General features: G+C 61.2%; 12 protein-coding genes and 3 pseudogenes. 5 read left to right on the top strand and 10 right to left on the bottom strand.

Annotated elements, in window-relative coordinates; genetic code table 11:
- The first annotated feature begins 70 nt into the window (after positions 1-70).
- From HGP14_RS24170 to HGP14_RS24155, 4 genes are read left to right on the top strand one after another with little or no spacing between them, the layout of a single operon-like run.
- Positions 71-985, top strand: coding sequence for a carbohydrate ABC transporter permease (locus tag HGP14_RS24170; RefSeq protein WP_168832408.1), 915 nt, complete (start codon positions 71-73; stop codon positions 983-985).
- The gene (locus tag HGP14_RS24165) at positions 982-1845 is read left to right on the top strand and encodes a carbohydrate ABC transporter permease (RefSeq protein WP_168832407.1); all 864 of its coding nucleotides are present in this window, start codon (positions 982-984) and stop codon (positions 1843-1845) included. The genes HGP14_RS24170 and HGP14_RS24165 overlap by 4 nt, the downstream gene beginning before the upstream one ends.
- Positions 1846-1872: 27 nt before the next feature.
- Complete coding sequence (locus HGP14_RS24160) at positions 1873-3801, top strand: glycoside hydrolase family 127 protein (RefSeq protein ID WP_168832406.1); 1929 nt, start codon at positions 1873-1875, stop codon at positions 3799-3801.
- 1 nt (position 3802) lies between these two features.
- Positions 3803-4879, top strand: a complete 1077-nt coding sequence (locus HGP14_RS24155; RefSeq protein WP_168832405.1) for an ABC transporter ATP-binding protein — start codon at positions 3803-3805, stop codon at positions 4877-4879.
- Between the two features lie 155 nt (positions 4880-5034).
- Here the strand turns inward: HGP14_RS24155 and HGP14_RS24150 are convergent, their stop codons facing one another.
- From HGP14_RS24150 to HGP14_RS24130, 5 genes and pseudogenes are all read right to left on the bottom strand, one after another.
- Positions 5035-5961, bottom strand: coding sequence for an amino acid ABC transporter substrate-binding protein (locus HGP14_RS24150; RefSeq protein WP_168832404.1), 927 nt, complete (start codon positions 5959-5961; stop codon positions 5035-5037).
- Between the two features lie 17 nt (positions 5962-5978).
- A complete protein-coding gene (gene potE, locus HGP14_RS24145; protein WP_168832403.1) occupies positions 5979-7337 on the bottom strand; it encodes a putrescine-ornithine antiporter in 1359 nt (452 codons plus the stop codon).
- 18 nt (positions 7338-7355) lie between these two features.
- Complete coding sequence (speC, locus tag HGP14_RS24140; RefSeq protein WP_168832402.1) at positions 7356-9716, bottom strand: ornithine decarboxylase; 2361 nt, start codon at positions 9714-9716, stop codon at positions 7356-7358.
- Positions 9713-11973, bottom strand: a pseudogene (locus HGP14_RS24135) (Orn/Lys/Arg decarboxylase N-terminal domain-containing protein). The gene speC and the pseudogene HGP14_RS24135 overlap by 4 nt, the downstream one beginning before the upstream one ends.
- Positions 11936-13056 (bottom strand): annotated as a pseudogene (locus HGP14_RS24130) (cation diffusion facilitator family transporter). The pseudogenes HGP14_RS24135 and HGP14_RS24130 overlap by 38 nt, the downstream one beginning before the upstream one ends.
- 195 nt (positions 13057-13251) lie before the next feature.
- On the opposite strand from HGP14_RS24130, the gene HGP14_RS24125 reads away from it, so the two are divergent.
- Positions 13252-14616: an amino acid permease gene (locus tag HGP14_RS24125; RefSeq protein WP_168832401.1), complete on the top strand. Its 1365-nt coding sequence runs from the start codon at positions 13252-13254 to the stop codon at positions 14614-14616.
- 23 nt (positions 14617-14639) lie between these two features.
- Here HGP14_RS24125 and arcC read toward each other — a convergent pair whose 3' ends face one another.
- The 5 genes and pseudogenes from arcC to HGP14_RS24100 form a co-directional block, all read right to left on the bottom strand.
- On the bottom strand, positions 14640-15578 hold the full coding sequence (gene arcC, locus HGP14_RS24120; RefSeq protein ID WP_168832400.1) for a carbamate kinase: 939 nt from the start codon (positions 15576-15578) through the stop codon (positions 14640-14642).
- A gap of 1 nt (position 15579) precedes the next feature.
- A pseudogene (locus HGP14_RS24115) lies at positions 15580-16194 on the bottom strand (ornithine carbamoyltransferase subunit F); the annotation flags it as partial.
- Positions 16195-16243: 49 nt separating this feature from the next.
- Positions 16244-17473 carry an arginine deiminase gene (gene arcA, locus HGP14_RS24110; RefSeq protein WP_168832398.1) on the bottom strand — a complete coding sequence of 410 codons (1230 nt, stop codon included), beginning with the start codon at positions 17471-17473 and terminating at the stop codon, positions 16244-16246.
- Positions 17474-17642: 169 nt separating this feature from the next.
- On the bottom strand, positions 17643-17849 hold the full coding sequence (locus HGP14_RS24105) for a hypothetical protein (RefSeq protein WP_168832397.1): 207 nt from the start codon (positions 17847-17849) through the stop codon (positions 17643-17645).
- Between the two features lie 217 nt (positions 17850-18066).
- Positions 18067-18435, bottom strand: a complete 369-nt coding sequence (locus tag HGP14_RS24100) for a hypothetical protein (protein WP_246704569.1) — start codon at positions 18433-18435, stop codon at positions 18067-18069.
- Between the last annotated feature and the right edge of the window lie 383 nt (positions 18436-18818).

The following is an 18818-nucleotide window of genomic DNA, read 5'->3' as shown; positions in this document are numbered from 1 at the left end:
GGCCGGGGAGCGGTGGCAGTTCCCCGGCCGACCCCTTGACTGATCGACATCATGAAATGCGGAGGTTTCGATGACCGGTTCCGGTGCGCAGCCCATACGCGCAGCCCGAAGACGGCGGAAGTCGCAGTGGCGCGGCCTTCTCTATATTGCGCCGGCCATGGCGCTCGTCATCGTCTTCTTCGTCATGCCAGTGCTCTTCACCGGCTGGATGAGCCTGCACAACTGGCCGCTGATGGGCGTCTCTCGCTGGATCGGCCTGGCTAACTATACCCGCATGTTAAACGACGGCCGTTTCATGGCCGCGCTCAATTTCACGGCCTATTATACGGTGATCGTCACCATTGCGATCTTCGCCGTCGCCTTTCCTCTGGCGCTCTTCGTCGAGCGGCAACGCCGCTTCGTCGGCACCTATCGCACCATCATCTTCCTGCCGGTCGTCGTCGGCCTTGCCACCGCATCGCTGCTCTGGGTGTGGCTCGCCAATGTCGATAGCGGCTTCTTCGGTCCGGCTCTGCGCGCGCTCGGCATCGTCGAGCGCAGCCCGAACATCATGGCGAGCTTTGATACCGCCTTCCTGACGATCATCGTGATGGTGGTCTGGAAGATTGCGGGCTTCACGATGATCATCCTGCTCACCGGCCTGCAGGCGATCCCGGCGGAGCTGACGGAGGCCGCGCGCATCGACGGCGCCGGTCGCTGGCAGCGGTTCAGGCACCTGACGCTGCCGCTGATGCGCCGCACGATCGCGCTGGCGCTCATCGTCTCCGTCACCGGCTCGATCCTCGCATTCGACCAGTTCTACATCATGACGTCAGGCGGGCCGCAGAACAAGATGATCTCGGTCGTCTACTACATCTTCAACCAGTCCTTCGTGTCCTTCAATCTCGGCTATGGCGCGGCACTCTCGATCGCCCTGCTCGCCATCCTTGTCGCGATCAGCATCGTGCAGCTCTGGCTGTTGCGGGTCGGGGAGGAAAGGCCATGATCTCAACCAAGGAAAGACGCGCCCGCAAGGCCCGCCGCGCCGCCTCCGCCTATCATGTGATTGGTATCGCCATTTCGATCTTCTTCCTGGCGCCCTTCGTCATCACCCTGCTTGCCTCCTTCCGGCACGGGACGGAGTCCGGCCTGCCGCCCCTGCCCCCATGGCCGACGACCGGCGTGAGCTTCGATGCCTATGCCGTGCTCGACAGCTTCGGTGCCGGCATCTGGCGGCATATGGTCAATTCGCTTTTCGTCTCGCTGGCAACGGTGGTCCTGACCGTCGCCGTGAGCCTGCTCGCCGGCTACGGCTTCTCCCGCTACCGCTTCCCGCTGAAGAACGCCCTCTTCGTGCTGATCATCGCCACGCTGATGATCCCGTTCCAGTCGATCCTGACGCCCCTCTTCATCATCCTCGCCAGGCTCGGCCTCAACAATTCGCTGCTCGGGCTGACACTCGTCTACGTGACGCTGCAGCTTCCATTCTCCGTCTTCATGATGCGCAACGCCTTCGACGCCGTGCCGAAGGAGATCGAGGAGGCGGCGCGCATCGATGGCGCCCGCGACCTCAGGCTGCTTGCCCGGGTGCTTCTGCCGCTGGTGCTTCCGGGTGTCGCGACGGTTGCGATCTTTGCCTTCCTGAATGCCTGGAACGAATTCCTGGCCGCCCTCGTGCTGCTCTCCAGCAACGAGAAATACACGCTGCCGGTCCTGATGACGGCAGTTCGTGCCGGCCGGCTCGGCGCGGTCAACTGGGGAGCGGTCCAGGCCGGCGTCATCGTCATGACGATCCCCTGCCTGATCGTCTTCCTGCTCCTGCAACGCTACTACATGCGCGGGCTGATGGCCGGCGCGGTGAAATGATGATCTTTCAACGAAATGGATGAAGCCATGAACAAGCTGAAGAGAGACCGCCAGTTCCGCCCCCTGCCCGTTCCGAGCGTCGAGTTACAGGGGCTTTTCGGAGACCGGCAGGATGCTATCTGCGACTCGACTGCCGAGACGCTGCTCGACCGCTGCGTCGAGGCCGGAATGTTGCGTGCCATCGACGTGAACCAGCCAAGCCCCGGCGTTGTCATTCCGATCGGCCCCTGGGGCGGCACGACGCAGATGTTCTGGGACAGCGATCTTGGCAAATCGATCGAGACCGTCGCCTACTCTCTCTACCGTCGCCCGAACCCAAAGCTCGAAGCCCGCGTTGACCAGATCATCGACATGTACGAGAAGCTGCAGGATGAAGACGGCTATCTGAACGCCTGGTTCCAGCGCGTCCAGCCGGACCGCCGCTGGACAAACCTGCGCGACCACCACGAGCTCTATTGCGCCGGCCATCTTATAGAGGGCGCCGTCGCCTATTACCAGGCAACCGGCAAGCGGAAGCTGCTCGACATCATGAGCCGCTTTGCCGGCTACATGATCAAGATCTTCGGCCACGGCCCCGGGAAGATCCCCGGCTACTGCGGCCATGAGGAGATCGAGCTTGCACTGGTCAAGCTGGCGCGCGTGACGGGCGAAAAGAAATATCTCGATCTTTCGAAATTCTTCATCGATGAACGCGGTAAGGAGCCGCATTTCTTCACCGAGGAGGCAATCCGCGACGGCCGCAGCGCCGCCGATTTCCATCAGAAGACCTATGAATATGGTCAGGCGCATCTGCCGGTGCGCGAACAGACGAAGGTGGTGGGGCACGCGGTGCGCGCCATGTATCTCTATGCCGGCATGGCCGATATCGCGACCGAATATAACGACGACACGCTGACCGCAGCGCTCGAAACGCTCTGGGACGATCTCACCACCAAGCAGATGTACATCACCGGCGGCATCGGGCCGGCGGCATCCAACGAAGGCTTCACCGACTATTACGACCTGCCGAACGAGAGCGCCTATGCCGAGACCTGCGCCTCTGTCGGCCTCGTCTTCTGGGCGAGCCGCATGCTGGGCCGCGGCCCGAACCGGCGCTATGCCGACATCATGGAACAGGCCCTCTATAACGGCGCCATGGCCGGTCTCTCGCTCGACGGCACGCGGTTCTTCTACGAAAACCCGCTGGAAAGCGTCGGTAAGCACCATCGGTGGATCTGGCACCATTGCCCCTGCTGCCCGCCGAACATCGCCCGCCTGCTCGCTTCCGTCGGCTCCTACATGTATGCGGTTGCCGAAGACGAGATCGCCGTGCACCTCTACGGTGAAAGCAAGGCCCGCTTCGAGCTCGCCGGTGCGAAGGTCGAACTTTCCCAGAAGACCCGCTATCCCTGGAAGGGCGCGATCCGCATCGACGTGTCGCCCGACAACCCGTCGCGGTTTGCGCTTTCCCTTCGCATTCCGGAATGGGCTGACGGCGCCACACTCAAAGTCAACGGCGAGGCGTTCGATCTCGCTGGCGTCACGGTCGACGGCTATGCCCGCATCGAACGCGAATGGAAGGCCGGCGATCATGTCGACCTCGACATTCCGCTGGTTGCCCGCACGCTCTTCGCCAATCCGCTGGTCCGGCAGGATGCCGGCCGCACGGCCGTCATGCGCGGGCCGCTCGTTTATTGCGTCGAGGAAACCGACAACGGCGCTGGCCTGAACGGCATCAGGATTGCATCCGATGTCACCGCCGCCAAGACCGATGAGATCGAAGGGATGGGCGGTGCGATCGCGCTTGACGTACCGGTTACGCGAGACGAGGCCGATTGGGGACCGGCGCTTTACCGGACCTCCCCGCCGAAGGCGAAGAAGACGACCGCCCGCTTCGTGCCCTATCCCTTCTGGGACAATCGCGCGCCCGGCGAGATGCTGGTATGGGTGAGAGCGGGCGAAGTGCGTGGTGAATAAGATGGCTGATACCGGCGTCGTACTGACCGGGATACGCAAGAGCTTCGGCAGTCTGGATGTGATCCATGGGATCGACCTTTCGATCGACGAAGGCTCCTTCGTCGTCTTCGTGGGACCTTCCGGCTGCGGAAAGTCGACGCTGCTGCGCATGATCGCAGGCCTGGAAGAGGTCACCGACGGGGAGATCGAGATCAAGGGACGAACCGTCACCGATCTCGATCCTTCCGAGCGCGGCATCGCCATGGTCTTCCAGTCCTACGCGCTCTACCCGCATATGAGCGTGCGCGACAATCTCGCCTTTGGGCTCAAGATGGCGCATACCGACAGCGGGGAGATCGAGGTCCGCGTCAAGGCTGCCTCCGCGATCCTGAAGATCGACCATCTTCTCGACCGGCGGCCGGGCCAGCTTTCCGGTGGCCAGCGCCAGCGCGTAGCGATCGGCAGGGCGATCGTCCGCAAGCCGGAGGTGTTCCTCTTCGACGAACCGCTATCCAATCTCGATGCGGAACTGCGGGTTTCGATGCGCATCGAAATCGCCCGCCTCCATCGCGAACTCGGCAACACGATGATCTACGTAACCCACGACCAGACGGAGGCGATGACCCTGGCCGACAAAATCGTCGTGCTGCGCGACGGACGCGTCGAACAGGCCGGAACGCCACGCGAGATCTACGAGAACCCGTCGAACACTTTCGTCGCCGGTTTCATAGGATCGCCGCGAATGAATCTGCTGAACGCCGAGTGGCGGGGCGCTGGCAAGATCGGCATCAGCGGACATTCGCTGCAAACGCCTGTTTCCGGCAAAAGTCTTGCACCGGGTGGCAGCGTGACCCTCGGTGTCCGCCCGGAACATCTGCGCGTCGCATCCAGTGATGTGGATGGCATCTTGCGCGCCAGCGTCGAGTTTTCGGAGTACCTCGGAGGAACACAATACCTCTACTGCCAGCTTGCCGACCGCCAGCCGGTGACGGTCGAACATCGCTCCCCCGCCCCCATTGCGCCAGGCGCTGAAATCATCCTCGCGGCGGCAGCGTCTGATCTGCGTGTCTTCGATGAACGAGGAGCGAGGGCATTATAACAACAATATGGCTGTGATACTCTGATTGGCCGGGCAAAAGCCCGCCCCAATAACCCGCGGTCGATCAGACAGCGGCTTTTCTGGCAGCAGCGGAGAGATCAGAGCCACCCCGGCAAATCATCGCGGTTGCATTCGGAACGTCGTGAGAAACGCGCCTATTCCGGCAGCGCTGTCTGCCGGAAGAATGTCACGGTCGCTTCGTCGGGCGGGCCGAACCATGTTGCGAAGAAGGTACGGAAACCATCCGAAGCATAGGTCTGGCTGAGGGCGCGGTCGACGGACAGGCGGAAGTCCTCGTCTCCGCGCGCCAGTTCAAGGCCAAGCGGTTCATAAGTGAAATGGCGCTCCAGAACGATGAGATTACCGGAATTGTCGCTGCGGGCAGCGGCGTCCATCAAGAGAGGCATGTCGCCGAAAAGCACAGCCGATTGACCATCGAGGACACGCTCGATCCCCTGCTGATAGCTCTCCACCGGGGTCGTCGTTGCGGCAAGCTGGAAGGTCTTGATCTTGTCGGACAGCCAGCGCTCGCTTGTCGTGCCTGCGACCGACGAGAACGTCTTGTGCTCAAGGATGGTCCGGGCTGGCGCGCCGCGCCAGACGGGACGGCTCGACGGTTCGCCGTATTCCAAGACTTCGCGCAATGCCAGTGGCGCGCTGGTGCTGACGACGGCCCCGGTGCCGCTCGGGAAAATGGGGATCGAGAATGAAACTTCCTGCCTGCGGCTGAGCGTTACAGGCTCCGCTCCGCAGACGAGATCTACAATGCCATCCTGTATGGCACGCATCCGAGCATCACCGGCAAGAGGAACCCATTCGGCATTGAGCTGCGGCAGGTTCAGCTCTGCCTTCACGCTGTCGGCAATCTTGTTGCAGAGGGCGACCGCATAGCCATCAGGCGCTCCCTGCTCAGTCTTGAACGAAAACGGCCTCGCATCCGCGTCGTACCCCAGCCTGAGCGAACTGCTTTGGCGAATACGGTCCAGCGTCTGTGCGTTAGCGGACGTCCAAGCGGTCGATGCGATCGCCCCGACGAAGATGGAGGCAACTATTGCGGTCCAGCGACCTTTGTTCGTTGGCATGATTGGTCCTCCCTGCGCTACTCGGCCGGTGCGCGATTCACGCCGCTGACGAAGCGAGGTGCGATCAGGCCGTAGATGATGAAACCGATGCCTGTCACCAGCATACCGCCAAGCACCGCGTCCTTGCCGGAGGCATAGATGGCAAACACGCTGTAGAGCATGCCGACCATGGCGATGAAGGCGTTCAACCGGTACTTCGCCTCCGGCACGCCCGCAGCCTTCATCATGACGAATAGCGCCGACAGCGCGATGATGTAGGGCAGGACGTTCGTCACGACGGCGAGGTTGACCAGAGCCGAGAACTGTTCGCTGAGCGTCGGCGAAATCGTCATGAGAGCGAGGCATGTCTGGACGATGCCGAGGATAATCATGCCGCGGACCGGCGCACCCATCTCGTTCACGCGGGAGAACACGGCAGGAAACATCCTTTCCTGAGCCGCCGTACGTGCGGTCTGCGCGATCGTGAACTGCCAGCCGAGAAGCGAGCCGAGGCAGGCCAGCACGGCGAGCGCCATGATCACCGAACCGATCGTCGGGTTGAACATGGTGGCATAGGCAAGCGCGAACGGCCCGGTCGACGCCGCGAGATCGGCATTGGGGACAATCCCCTGGATGACGGTCGTCGACAGGATGTAGATAACGGCCGCTCCTAGCGTGCCGAACATGCAGGCAAGCGGCACGTCACGCTTCGGATTCTCCACAGCGTCCGAATTTTGCGCCGCCGACTCCATGCCGAGAAAGGCCCAGAGCGTCAGGGAAATGCTTGAGCCCATCCCCTGGGCGAGCGTCAACCCCTTCGGATTCCAAGCGGCCGCGAAGGTGCTGGAGCTGAACCAGAACCAACCTATGATGGAAAGCAGCCCCACGGGAATGATGACGCCCCATACGGTGACCGAGCCGATGCGTCCGGTTATGCGCGGACCGCCGAAATTGGCAGCCGTCGTCAGCCACAAGAGGACGACCAGGGCCAGGCACGTCATCACGGGGGTCGACGTCAGTACCGGAAAGAACCCGGCGAGGTAACCCACCGCAGAAATGCCGATTGCGACATTGCCGACGGCAAGTGAGAGAAAATACAGGAAGAACACCAGGAAGTAGCCGTCCTTTCCATAGGCATCCTCCGCATAGGCGGACATGCCGCCCGGCCGCTGATTGAACAGTCCGGCCTGCGCAAATCCGTAGGCGATCGCCATCGAGCCGACTGCAGTCACCAGCCAGGAGAGCAGCGAGATCGCCCCGACCTGCGCCATGTTGGCCGGCAGCATAATGATGCCAGATCCCATCATGTTGACGGCGACGATGAAGGTGAGCTGCACCAGGTTCATTTTCTTCTTGGCCGTGGCCTCGGTCGCGAGATGCATCGTGTTATCGGTCATGGTGAAATCCTCCCGTCCCTACTCGCGCACGACATACGTATAGAACTTGATGCGCCCATCGACCCGTTCCTGGAACACGCCCTGGACTTCGTAATTGAAGCCGGGGAAGCGGTTGAAGGACTCCTCGAAAGCCAGGAAATAGTCCCGCATCGGACGCGCCCTGTCGTCCCAGCGCTCTCCCGGCACGATCACGCCAATGCCCGGCGGATAGATCAGCGCCAGCGTCGCCGAGATGCGGCCGGCGGCCTCTGTCAGCGGCACATAGTCAACATCGTTGGCCACGAGCGCTTCATAGGCCTGCTTGGGAGCAATCGCCGGCTCCGGAAAACTCTCGGAGCGGAAGCAGAGGCGCTGCAATTCCTTGACGCCGGCATTGCGGTAGAAGGAATGCATCTCCTTGCAGACCTGCCGAACCGTGTAGCCCGCATAGCGCTCGCGATTGGCCGCAAACACGGTCGGCAGCACCTCTTGCAGCGGCGCGTCGCGATCCCAGAGGTTCTTGAACTTCACCAGTTTGGCAACGAGCGTGTTCAGCTTGCTCTCGTCCTCCGCCGGCGTGAGCAGGAAGAGCAGGCTGTTCAGGTCGCACTTTTCCGCCACGACCCGCTGCTCGCGCAGATAATTGGCGACCACGGTCGCCGGAATGCCGAACTCGCGATATTCACCCGTCTTCCGATCGATGCCGGGTGTGAGCAGCGTCAGCTTGTTGGGATCGACCATGGTGTAGCCAGGCGCATAGCCGGCATAGCCGTGCCACTTCGCCTCCGGATCGAACCGCCAGCACTGCTGCTCGCGCTTCAGCACGTCGGTCGGGATATCCTCCCACCGCGTCTCAGCGATGTCATCAGTATGCTTCGAACCGGAGACCGTGATCTTATCGGGCACGAAGGGATCGAAGAACCACTGCTCCTCGGGATTTGCGGCCTTGGTCTCATAGTGCTGCACGAAGCCGCGCAGCTTCTTGCGCACCTCGATCCCCAATCCGATGCAGCGATCCCAGAGCATTTCGCCCGCGTTGCCCTCGTGCACCTTGGCGTTGACGTCAAGCGAGGCGAAGAGCGGGTAGAACGGCGATGTCGAGACGTGCATCAGCAGGGATTCATTGAAGCGCTTGTGCTCGATGAACCTGCGCTGGTCGCGAATATGTTCGTCCCGCTTGTGGATCTGCGAGGCCTGCGAAAAACCGGCGCCCTGCTTGTGCACCGACTGCGTCGAGAAGAGACCCGGCATATCGGGCTGCAAATCCTTGAGGCGCATCGGGCTGTGGCCCTCGAAGAGCGGATGAAAGGCGTTGTATCCGATCCACGCCTCGTCCCAGAGCACATAGTCGCAGAGATGCCCGATCTTCTCCATGACCTGGCGCACGTTGTAGATGGTGCCGTCATAAGCGGCGAGCTGGATACAGGCGAGCCGGAAGGGTCTGTCGGCGGCGGCACGGCTCTTGTCGGCAACGAGCGGATGCGCCTCAATCTGCTGCCGCAGCCAGGTCTCATCCCACGCCGCCCAATCGACGGCTCCGATCATGCCGAACGAATTGCGGGCTGTGGGCAGATAAATCGGGATGGCGCCGGCCTGTACAAGAGCGCCCTGATGAAGAGACTTGTTGTTGCGGTCGAAGAGCACAAGGTCGCCGGCCCTCAGCACCGCATTGGCGACGACTTTGTTGGAGGTGCTCGTTCCATTCAGGATGAAGTAAGTGCGGTCCGCACCGAAGATGCGCGCCGCCTGCTTCTGAGCTTCCGCCGCGGGCCCCTCGTGGATCAGCAGGTCGCCAAGATCGACGTCGGCGTTACAGAGATCATTGCGGAAAATGCTCTCGCCGAAATACTTGAAGAAGAGCTGCCCGGCCGGTGATTTTCGATAGAACTGCCCGCCCTGATGACCAGGGCAATCGAAGGCGATGTTGGCTTCACCATCATAGGCCATCATGCCGCCAAAGAACGGCGGCAGCAGCGACTTGCCGTAGTTGACCAGGCTGGAGATGATCTGCTTGGCATAGAATGTGGGCGTCTGCTGGCCGAGATAGACGAAGCCATCCACCTCGCCGGCCATCTCGACGATATCCATGTCCGCGATCGTCAGCACATCCGCCATCGCCCAGATCGGGGTGCGGAAACCGCCGTCCCGGACGGAGCGAAGGAAGGCGCGCGCATCCGCCAAGCGCCCACCCTCGACCGAGCCGATATAGGCGCCGACGGACGCATCCTCGGAGACGTCGGCGGAATAGTCGTCGCGCAACTCCACCTCGAAGTTTTCGGCAGCAATCCGCGCGAGCAACTCCTGCACCTGCGGATTGCCGCGATCCACAACTGCTACGACCTTCAGCATCTTGTGAAACGGTATGGCCACGGTCGGAGACTTCACATCGCGCGGGATCATTGTTGCTGTCCTTCTGCAATGCAGTCGACGAGGTACCGACGTCCGTCTTTATCGGGGGCAAATCGCAGGCCGTGAATGTCGGTTTCGAAGCCCGGAAACTTGCGGTCGAAATCACGGGCGTAGAGCAGGTAACCCTGGATCGACTTCGTCGACTGCGTGATCCGCTCGCCCGGCATGATCAACGGAATGCCGGGCGGATAGGGAACGATCATGACGGCAAGCACGCGATCCATGAGATCGTCAATCTCAACGCTCTCGATCTGTCCCTTGACGAGCCGGTCATACGCATCGGCCGGCCGCAACGCCATCTCGGGCAGGACCGTGTACATCTCGCGCTGCGCCTTCGGCACGTCGTCCCTGCGATAGATCGCATGGATCTGCTCGCAGAGATCCTTCAGCCCCATGCCGCCGTAGGCTTCCGGATGCGCGGCGGCAAGTGCCGGCAGCGCACGCGTCAGCGGCGCGTTGGCATCATAAAGATTCTGAAATTGAAGAGTTCGGTGACAAGCGTGCTCCATTTGCCGCGGGTAATCCCCATCGAGAAGAGAACAAGGAAGGAGTAGAGGCCGGTCTTTTCGATTTCGATGCGGCGCGAGGAAAGAAACTTCGTGACGACGGCGGCCGGGATGCGGTGTTCCTGCATGGTGCCGTTTGCGGACAGTCCCGGCGAGAGGATGGTGACCTTTATGGGGTCGACCATCACATGATTTTCGGCCAAGCCCGCAAAGCCGTGCCAGCCGTCGCCGGGTTTCAGCACCCAGTCTTCGTGATTGTCACTCGGCGTCTGTTCGGCAACCGTCGGCTCCCAGACATCGAACCACCAGCTCCCTTCCGTCTGTTTTCTGACCGCGTTCATCGCACGCCGGAAGCTGATTGCCTCGTCAATCGTCTCCTGCACAAGCGCGCGCCCGGCCGGCTGCTCCATCATCGCGGCCGCGACATCGCAGGAGGCAATGATGCCGTATTGCGGCGAGGTCGAGGTGTGCATCATGAAGGCTTCGTTGAAGCGCGTAATGTCGACGCGCTTGTTCTCGGCATGCTGGATATGGATCATCGACGCCTGCGAGAACGCGGCGAGCAGCTTGTGCGTCGAGTGCGTGGCAAAGGTAATGGCGTTCTGCGAACGCGCAGGCTGAGCGGAGGAGATGCCGTGGAAGCCGTCGTAGAACTCGTGGAAATTGGCGTAAGCGTACCAGGCCTCGTCGAAGTGCAGCACCTCAACCGCATCACCCAGTGATGCTTTGATGGCATCGACATTGTAGCAGAGCCCGTCATAGGTCGAGTTGGTCATGACCATCAGCCGGACCTTGCCACTCGTCTGACCGGCAAACGGACTTGCGGCGATCTTCTGCGCGATTGCTTCGGGCGTAAACTGATCCTTCGAGATCGGGCCGATGATGCCGAGCCCGTTGCGCGACGGCGTCAGATAGATGGGGGTCGCGCCCGTCATGATCAGTGAGTGCAGGATCGACTTGTGGCAGTTGCGGTCGCAAAGCACGAGATCGCCGCGCCCGACCATGCCGTGCCATACGATCTTGTTTGCAGTCGACGTGCCGCCGACCACGAACAGCGTCTCGTCCGTGCCGAAGATGCGGGCGGCGTTGCGTTCGCCCTCGGCGATCGGCCCGACATGATCGAGCAGCGAACCGACGCTGCCGACAGATACGGAGATATCGGATCTGAGCGTGTTTTCGCCGAAGAAGGTGTAAAAGAGCTGCCCGACCGGGCTCTTGCGGAAGGCGACGCCGCCGCCGTGGCCGGGCGTATGCCAGGAATATGCACCCTCGAGCGTATAGTCCATCAACGCCTTGAACATCGGCGGCGGCAGCCGGTCGAGGTAGTTGCGCGCAGCCTGCACGATGGCGCGTGCCATGAACTCCGCCGAATCTTCGAACAGCCGCAGGAAGGCATTGGCGTGACGCAGCACGCTGGCCGGGACATCCTCGGCGGTCGTGTCGTCGCCGAATAGGAAGATCGGCAGCCGGTCGTTTTTCCCGCGCTTCGCGCTTAGAACCTCTTCCAGCACCTGCCACCGCGAGATCTTGTCCTCCGTACTGTCGACGGAAACCAGCCAGCAGGATTCGGTGTTGAAGATATGCACGAGACGGCGCGCGTCCTCATAGGAGACACCGGAAACGATGCGGAACCCCTCGTTCTCGATCGCCGCCGCCAGATCGCGCATCCCGCGCCCAGCAGCACTCTTGCCGTCAAAATCCTCATCAATGACGGCTATCGGAAATGCCTTTTGGAACTCCATGCGCCCTCCACAACCCGATGGTCAAAAGGCAGCGACCGCCACGCAGCCGCATGCGCCTCAGGTCGGGGGATGGTACACGCCGGATAAAGCGGCGTCGTTGATCGCAATCAAGATAGGAACAAAAGCCTTTCGAAATCGGCGGAGACGATCCCTCGTCTCTACTCGGCCCATTCCGCATCGGCGGTGAAGGCAATCGTGAGCCAGCGATTGGCGCTCTCATCCCCGATCGCGTCGCCGATTTCTTCGCGAAGCGCATCCCATTCCTCCACTGTTTTCGGAGGAAGTCCTTGAGGCACGATGAAGTAAAGTTCGATCTGCGTTGCCCGCCAACGCGTGCGACATAGGCCCGGTAAGAGAGGAAACCGAGACGGCGAACCGTCTCGGAAGCAACATGATCGACATGGTCCTTGAGATCGACCGGCGCAATCAGCAGGATTTCGGTCAGCGCCTTCCAGACCGTGCCAATCGGAAGCGGAATCATCACGAGGCAGACCAGGCCCAAGACCACCGGGTCCACATAATTGGCGACCCAGGCGACCGGCGTCGACTGCACCGCAAGGCCGATCAGAAAAGCAATCAGCAGGGCAAGGGCGATACCGCCCGACATGATCCAGGCTTTGACGTCGAGGGAGATGAAGTCGGATTTCAAAGTACGGTTCAGTTTCATGCCTATGGCGGCCATGACCACGCAGACGACCACCGTCGCGGCGGAATAGGCGATCGCGACGCCGAAATGGAGTTCGTGCCCGCCGCTGAGAATGCTGATGATCGCGTTGATCAGCGCGTAGAGCGCGACCGTCATCAGCAGGCAGCCGTTGAGCATGAGGACGATCGGTCCAGATGCCAGAAGCCCATGGTGAAACGGTTGCGAATTCTGCCCGACTGAGCATCGCTCTGCGCCGATTTCACGATCAGGCTCGAAACCCATAGAGCAAGCCCGGTCATCGCTGCATCCGCCAGCGAATAGATCCCATCGAACGCAATGGAAAATGAGCCCGAAAGAATACCGAAGACGACGCCGAGCGCGGCAACCACGACGGTGGCCGCAATCGAGATGCGTAAAAACCCCTGCTCGTTCCACATCGGCATCCCCACGCGGCCCACCACTGAGCAGTGGCCATTCTAGCGCCTCTACGCCAATCGTGAAGATGTCTGAGGCGCGCGCCGACTACGCATTGAACCGGATTGCAGCGCCCGATCTTTGGAGGGAAGATCGGGCTTGAGATGGCGGCCCACGGCGCCGTTGGCACCAGGGAGACGGCCTCTTAGGGGGAATTCATGACGACGTCACCGAATGGCAAAAGCCTCGGACTTGCCGCCTGCACCGCCATCGTCGTCGGCAATATGGTGGGATCGGGCTTCTATCTTTCGCCGGCCGCGATCGCGCCATATGGCAACCTCGCGATCGTCGTCTGGATCATCATGGGAGCCGGCGCAATCTGCCTCGGTCTCACATTCGCGCGGCTCGCCAGTCTCGTGCCGGCTGTCGGCGGACCCTACGCCTATACGCGGCTGGCCTATGGCGATTTTGCCGGCTTCCTGATCGCCTGGGGCTACTGGATTTCCATCTGGACATCGCTGCCTGTGATCGCCATCGCTTTTGCCGGCGTGATGATCGATCTCTTCCCAGCGCTAGGAAACCGCTTTGCCGCGACATTGCTGACGCTTGGGGCGATATGGGCGATCGTGCTCGTCAATCTTCGCGGCGTTCACGCAGCCGGCGTCTTTGCGCAGGTCACCACTTACGCCAAGCTGGTTCCCTTCGGCGCGGTCGCCATTATCGGTCTTCTCTTCGTCGACACGTCTCATTTCTCCGAATTCAACCCGAGCGGCCAGCCGCTGCTTCAGTCGGTCGCCGCATTGGCGCCGCTCACCATGTTTGCCTATCTTGGACTGGAATCGGCGACCGTTCCCGCCGGCGATGTCCGCGATGCGGAGCGAACCATCCCTCGTTCGACGGTGCTCGGTATCTCCATCGCTGCGGCTCTTTATGTGCTCGGCACGATCGTTGTGATGGGCCTTGTGCCTCGCGAGCAGCTCGTGCGTTCCGTGGCGCCGTTCTCCGAGGCAGCGGGAATCATGTGGGGGCGCAGCGGCGAGCTGGCGATCTCGATCGCAGTCGTGCTCTCATCGATTGGCGCGCTAAACGGCTGGACGCTGCTGATGGGGCAGGTTCCAATGGCGGCAGCTCGCGACGGGCTGTTCCCTCCTCTCTTTGCCCGGCTCTCCTCACGCGGCGTGCCGGCGATCGGTATGGTGGTCTCGGCATCGTTTGCGACCCTGCTGGTCCTGGTCCAGGCTATCGGGTCGGAGGGCTTCGCCGCAGTCTATCGGCTGATGGTCGGGCTGAGTACCATGACGGCCGTTGTTCCCTATGCCTTCTGCTCGCTTGCCGGAAGCCTCGTTGCGGCGCGTGTGACCAACGGAAGACGGGTGCCGCGCGTGACCGCGATCGAGCTTGTCGGTTTCATTTTCGCTATGTTCACCCTCTATGGGTCCGGCGCCGAGCCAGTGCTCTATGGTCTCGTGCTGCTCATGCTCGGCATTCCTGTCTACGTCTGGCAACGACGAAACGCCGCGGCACCGGTCGACAGCAAAGAGACGGCTGCGGGTGCAGCAACGCACCCGGCCGTCTCAGGATAACGTCATCGCGGAACCTGGCACGCTCAAGCGTGCCAGGTCAGGCCAGAGAACCCGCTGCTGATGATCGTCCCGCGCTCACCGCGCACCATCCTGGCAATGTCAGCCAAGGTTCCGATTGCCGCGCTCTTGCCGGTTTCCTGAGCAAAATGGCACGCGGCATCGACCTTCGGCCCCATGGAGCCGGCAGGGAAGGAGAACTGCTTGAGATCATCGGGACGCGCCTTATGGATCGCCTTCTGAGATGGCTTGCCCCAGTCGGTGCAGACGGCCTGGGCGTCAGTCGCCATGACGAGAAGATCGGCACCGAGCTCGCGTGCCAGAAGCTCCGAGCACAGATCCTTGTCGATCACGGCTTCGACGCCGATCAGCTTCCGGTCACTACCCTTTTCATACATCGTCGGAATGCCGCCGCCGCCAGCGCAAATGACGATGGTTCGCTGTTCCGGCAGCCACCGTACCGGGCGGACCTCAAAGATGCGCTTCGGCAATGGCGACGCAACGACGCGCCGCCACTTCTCGCCGTCCTGCTTGAACACCCAGCCTTTTTCCGTGCCGATGCGATCGGCGTCGGCCTTGTCATAGACCGGGCCGACGAACTTGGTCGGATTCTGGAAACCGGGATCGTCGGCATCGACCTCAACCATGGTCAGAAGCGTCGCCAGCGGTTGCTCGAACGGCAGCAGATTGCCGAGTTCCTGCTCGAGCATGTAGCCGATCATACCCTCGGTTTCGGCGCCGAGAACATCGAGCGGATAGGCTTCATCCGGCTCGTAGGCCGCGCCCTGAAGCGCGAGGAGGCCCACCTGCGGCCCATTGCCATGGGTTATGATGAGCTGATGCTCGGCTGCCAGCGGTGCGATCGCTTCCGCAGCGATGCGCGCGTTCCGCCTCTGGACATCCGCGGTCATGGCTTCTCCGCGCCGGAGAAGGGCATTGCCGCCAAGCGCGATAACCACACGCATCCTAATCTCCCAGGGTAGCGACAAGCAGCGCCTTGATCGTGTGCAGCCGGTTTTCCGCCTGCTCGAAGGCGACATTGGCCTCCGACTCGAAGACCTCGCCGGTCACCTCAAGGCCGTTGCTCATGCCGTAGTCTTCTGCGATCTGCTTGCCCAATGTCGTCTCAGTATCGTGAAACGCCGGCAGGCAATGCATGAACTTCGTCTGCGGATTACCCGTTGCCTTCATCAGGTCTTCGTTGACCTGATAGGGCGTGAGCAGCTTGATGCGTTCGCGCCAGACTTCCTTCGGCTCACCCATCGAGACCCAGACGTCCGTATGGATGAAATCGACGCCCTTCACGGCTTCCTTGGGATCTTCGGTGATCAGCAGACGCGCACCAGACCTCTGCTGCAGATTCCTGGCGATCTTCATGTATTCTTCCGAAGGCCAGAGCGACTTGGGCCCACAGATGCGCACGTCCATCCCCATCAGGCAGCCGACGATCAACAGCGAGTGCCCCATGTTCGAGCGCGTGTCGCCAACATAGGCATATTTGATGTCAGCGATCGGCTTGTCGCTATGTTCGCGCATGGTCATCACGTCGGCGAGCATCTGCGTCGGATGGTATTCGTCGGTAAAACTCATTTTCTTGCTCCGTCGGGTCTGTTTTGATGGATGCGAGGCATCAGTATGCGGGGTCGCGCCATATGGGGCAGGTCATGCAATGTCCGCCGCCGCGGCCGCGGCCGAGTTCTGAGCCGCGAATGGTGATGACTTCGATGCCCGCCTTGCGCAGAAGCGTGTTCGTGTGCGTGTTGCGGTCGTAGGCGACGACGACGCCCGGCTCGAGCGCGACGACGTTGTTGCCGTCGTCCCATTGCTCGCGTTCGGCTTGGTAGGAGTTGCCCCCGGTCTCCACGACGCGCAGTTGAGGCAAGCCAAGCGCTTCGCTGACCACATCGAGCATCGGCTGATTTTCGGGATGAACCTCGAACGTGCCGTCGTCGTCCTTCGGGTGCATACTGTAGCAACGGATCTGGTCGACCACCTCGGCAAACAGCGTGACGACGTCGCGGTCGCAAAAACTGAAAACGGTGTCGAGATGCATCGCCGCGCGACTCTTCGGCATCAGGCAGCCGATGACCCTCTTTGCCGCCTTGCTCTTGAACAGGGCCTGGGCCACCTGCCCGACGGCCTGATAGGTCGTGCGCTCGCCCATGCCAATCAGCACGGTGCCGTTGCCAATCGGCATGACGTCCCCACCCTCCATCGAGGCATTCGCAAACTGCTGGTCTGAATCGCCCCACCAGATCTGGAAATCGCCGCCATGGAAAGATGGGTGGAACTTGTAGATCGCACGCTGGATCAGGGTTTCCGCGCGCCTAGCGGGCCAGAACATCGGATTGCAGGTGACGCCACCATAAATCCAGCAGGAGGGATCGCGCTGGAACAATGTGTTGGGGATCGGCGGTATGACGAATTCCGACTCCGCTAAGGCACTCAGCATCAACGACTTCGCCTTGACGTCAGGCAGATCGGAGATAGCGATGCCGCCGATCATGAATGCCGCGAGCTGCGTGGCCGGCATTTCGTCAAGCCACGGGCGCACCGCCTCCGCGATCTGCGAGCCAAGCACGTTTGGGGTGATCCGGCGATCCAGCACGAAATCGCGCGCCTGTTTGTCGGCGAGCGTCTGGCCGAGCAGATCGTGGAGTTCGAGAACCTCGACGCCCCTTTCCTGCATCTTCAGGACGAAATCATAATGATCCTTCTGCGCCTCATGAACCCAGAGGACATCATCGAAGAGCAGATCATGACAATTGGCAGGCGTCAGACGCTGATGGGCCAAGGACGGTTTGCAGACCATGACGGTCCTGAGTTTTCCGACCTCCGAGTGAACACCGAAACCGCGCATGACCCTCTCCACTGCAAGCAGCCTACCGGATGGCGGCCACATCCGGCCGCCCGTGAACCCGGCCAGACTATGTTGGCGCGGTTGGCGATGTCATTGATCGGAAGCAATGTGCGGTGCAGCATCTGGTGCTCCGCTGACAAACCGCCCGAGGCGGCCGCGTCTATTCGCGTCAATGAACTTTGACCACATGGAATTGTTGAACAAGCCAGGCGCGCCAATGGGTCGGATGAACCTCCAGAATTTCGCCAGTCATGGCGTTCACCCAAGCGCCGGGCCTGCGCTGACACGGAAAAACCAAAGCGTGAACTCCGTCCTCGTCGATCACGGCGAGTTCTAAATCCTGCTCCAATGGAGCTTCGATGATTGACTTCCACATCACCGGAAACCTCGCGACGATGCACGAGCGACAGTCTGGGCTGAGAACGGCTCAGCCCATAACTCGGTCACCTGGATGGCACGGTCCTCGGTCGACCAGCGCACGAGCCAGGTTTCGCTGTAGCGAAACGAACGCCTGCAACGCACTTGTCAGGGGATGTTGCAACGATCGCTCGCTATGTGTCGGAGAAGATTTCTCCTCCGAGACCAGCTATCGCTCAATCTATGTAGAAAACCATGTTGCCATTACGGGCTCGTGTCACCCACTCGATTTTGCTCGGCGTGAGTTTCCTGGCCTTCAATTGCGCAACGAGCCATTTGTTTGCCCGAGCTGCAGCTCGGATTGCCTCCACCTGCTGTGCAGTGCCAGGCGACGGATGATGGCCGGTTTCATGTGCGTTGCTGTAGCTGATGACCGTGAACCGCTTGTCATGATACGTCCTGACCGCTTCCGGCAGGTTTTCGGCCCAATTCATCCTTCGGTATTCCTGGCGAGTCGTTTGTTGAGCGCTCACAGGCATCACCGTCGGCATCACCATCGCAGCAGCGGCCACAATTCCAACGGCGGCCGGGGCAAACTTCCTCATTTCAGCTACTCCTCGAAAGATCATGTACCCGTTGGTTCAAATTAGCCGAACAGCAAAGCGGCGGCATTGAGCCGGATCAATGAAAATAGAGATAGGTGCAACTCCCATTGACCACCTCCTCCCGACCACCGCGCAATGTTGGGTGACGAGCCATTTCCAATAGAGGTTACGCGATGTTACACCGATCATCGGTCCAAAGATGGCCGGCGGAGCTATCATCTCGTGCGGACAAGCTCGCATATCGCACACAGGCAATGGAGAAGGTTTCCTTTCTCGTTGTCGCCCGCGTTGCCGGAGAGCTCAACTGATGGCGAACGACCTTACAGTCCATCTCGTCGATGACGCGGAGCCGTTTAGACGATCCTTGACGTTCTTGCTGGTCT

Origin of the sequence: Rhizobium sp. P32RR-XVIII (assembly GCF_012641395.1) — a bacterium.
Lineage (GTDB): Bacteria > Pseudomonadota > Alphaproteobacteria > Rhizobiales > Rhizobiaceae > Rhizobium.
Note: the sequence above shows the minus strand (reverse complement) of the source record. Positions and strands in the feature narration are given on the sequence as shown.

Excerpts from the sequence above, each read along its gene's own strand:
- speC (WP_168832402.1), bottom strand. The coding sequence starts at position 9,716 with ATGATCCCGCGCGATGTGAAGTCTCCGACCGTGGCCATACCGTTTCAC.
- HGP14_RS24150 (WP_168832404.1), bottom strand. The coding sequence starts at position 5,961 with ATGCCAACGAACAAAGGTCGCTGGACCGCAATAGTTGCCTCCATCTTC.
- HGP14_RS24105 (WP_168832397.1), bottom strand. The coding sequence starts at position 17,849 with ATGTGGAAGTCAATCATCGAAGCTCCATTGGAGCAGGATTTAGAACTC.
- HGP14_RS24160 (WP_168832406.1), top strand. The coding sequence starts at position 1,873 with ATGAACAAGCTGAAGAGAGACCGCCAGTTCCGCCCCCTGCCCGTTCCG.
- arcC (WP_168832400.1), bottom strand. The coding sequence starts at position 15,578 with ATGCGTGTGGTTATCGCGCTTGGCGGCAATGCCCTTCTCCGGCGCGGA.
- arcA (WP_168832398.1), bottom strand. The coding sequence starts at position 17,473 with ATGCGCGGTTTCGGTGTTCACTCGGAGGTCGGAAAACTCAGGACCGTC.
- HGP14_RS24165 (WP_168832407.1), top strand. The coding sequence starts at position 982 with ATGATCTCAACCAAGGAAAGACGCGCCCGCAAGGCCCGCCGCGCCGCC.
- HGP14_RS24155 (WP_168832405.1), top strand. The coding sequence starts at position 3,803 with ATGGCTGATACCGGCGTCGTACTGACCGGGATACGCAAGAGCTTCGGC.
- HGP14_RS24100 (WP_246704569.1), bottom strand. The coding sequence starts at position 18,435 with ATGAGGAAGTTTGCCCCGGCCGCCGTTGGAATTGTGGCCGCTGCTGCG.
- potE (WP_168832403.1), bottom strand. The coding sequence starts at position 7,337 with ATGACCGATAACACGATGCATCTCGCGACCGAGGCCACGGCCAAGAAG.
- HGP14_RS24125 (WP_168832401.1), top strand. The coding sequence starts at position 13,252 with ATGACGACGTCACCGAATGGCAAAAGCCTCGGACTTGCCGCCTGCACC.
- HGP14_RS24170 (WP_168832408.1), top strand. The coding sequence starts at position 71 with ATGACCGGTTCCGGTGCGCAGCCCATACGCGCAGCCCGAAGACGGCGG.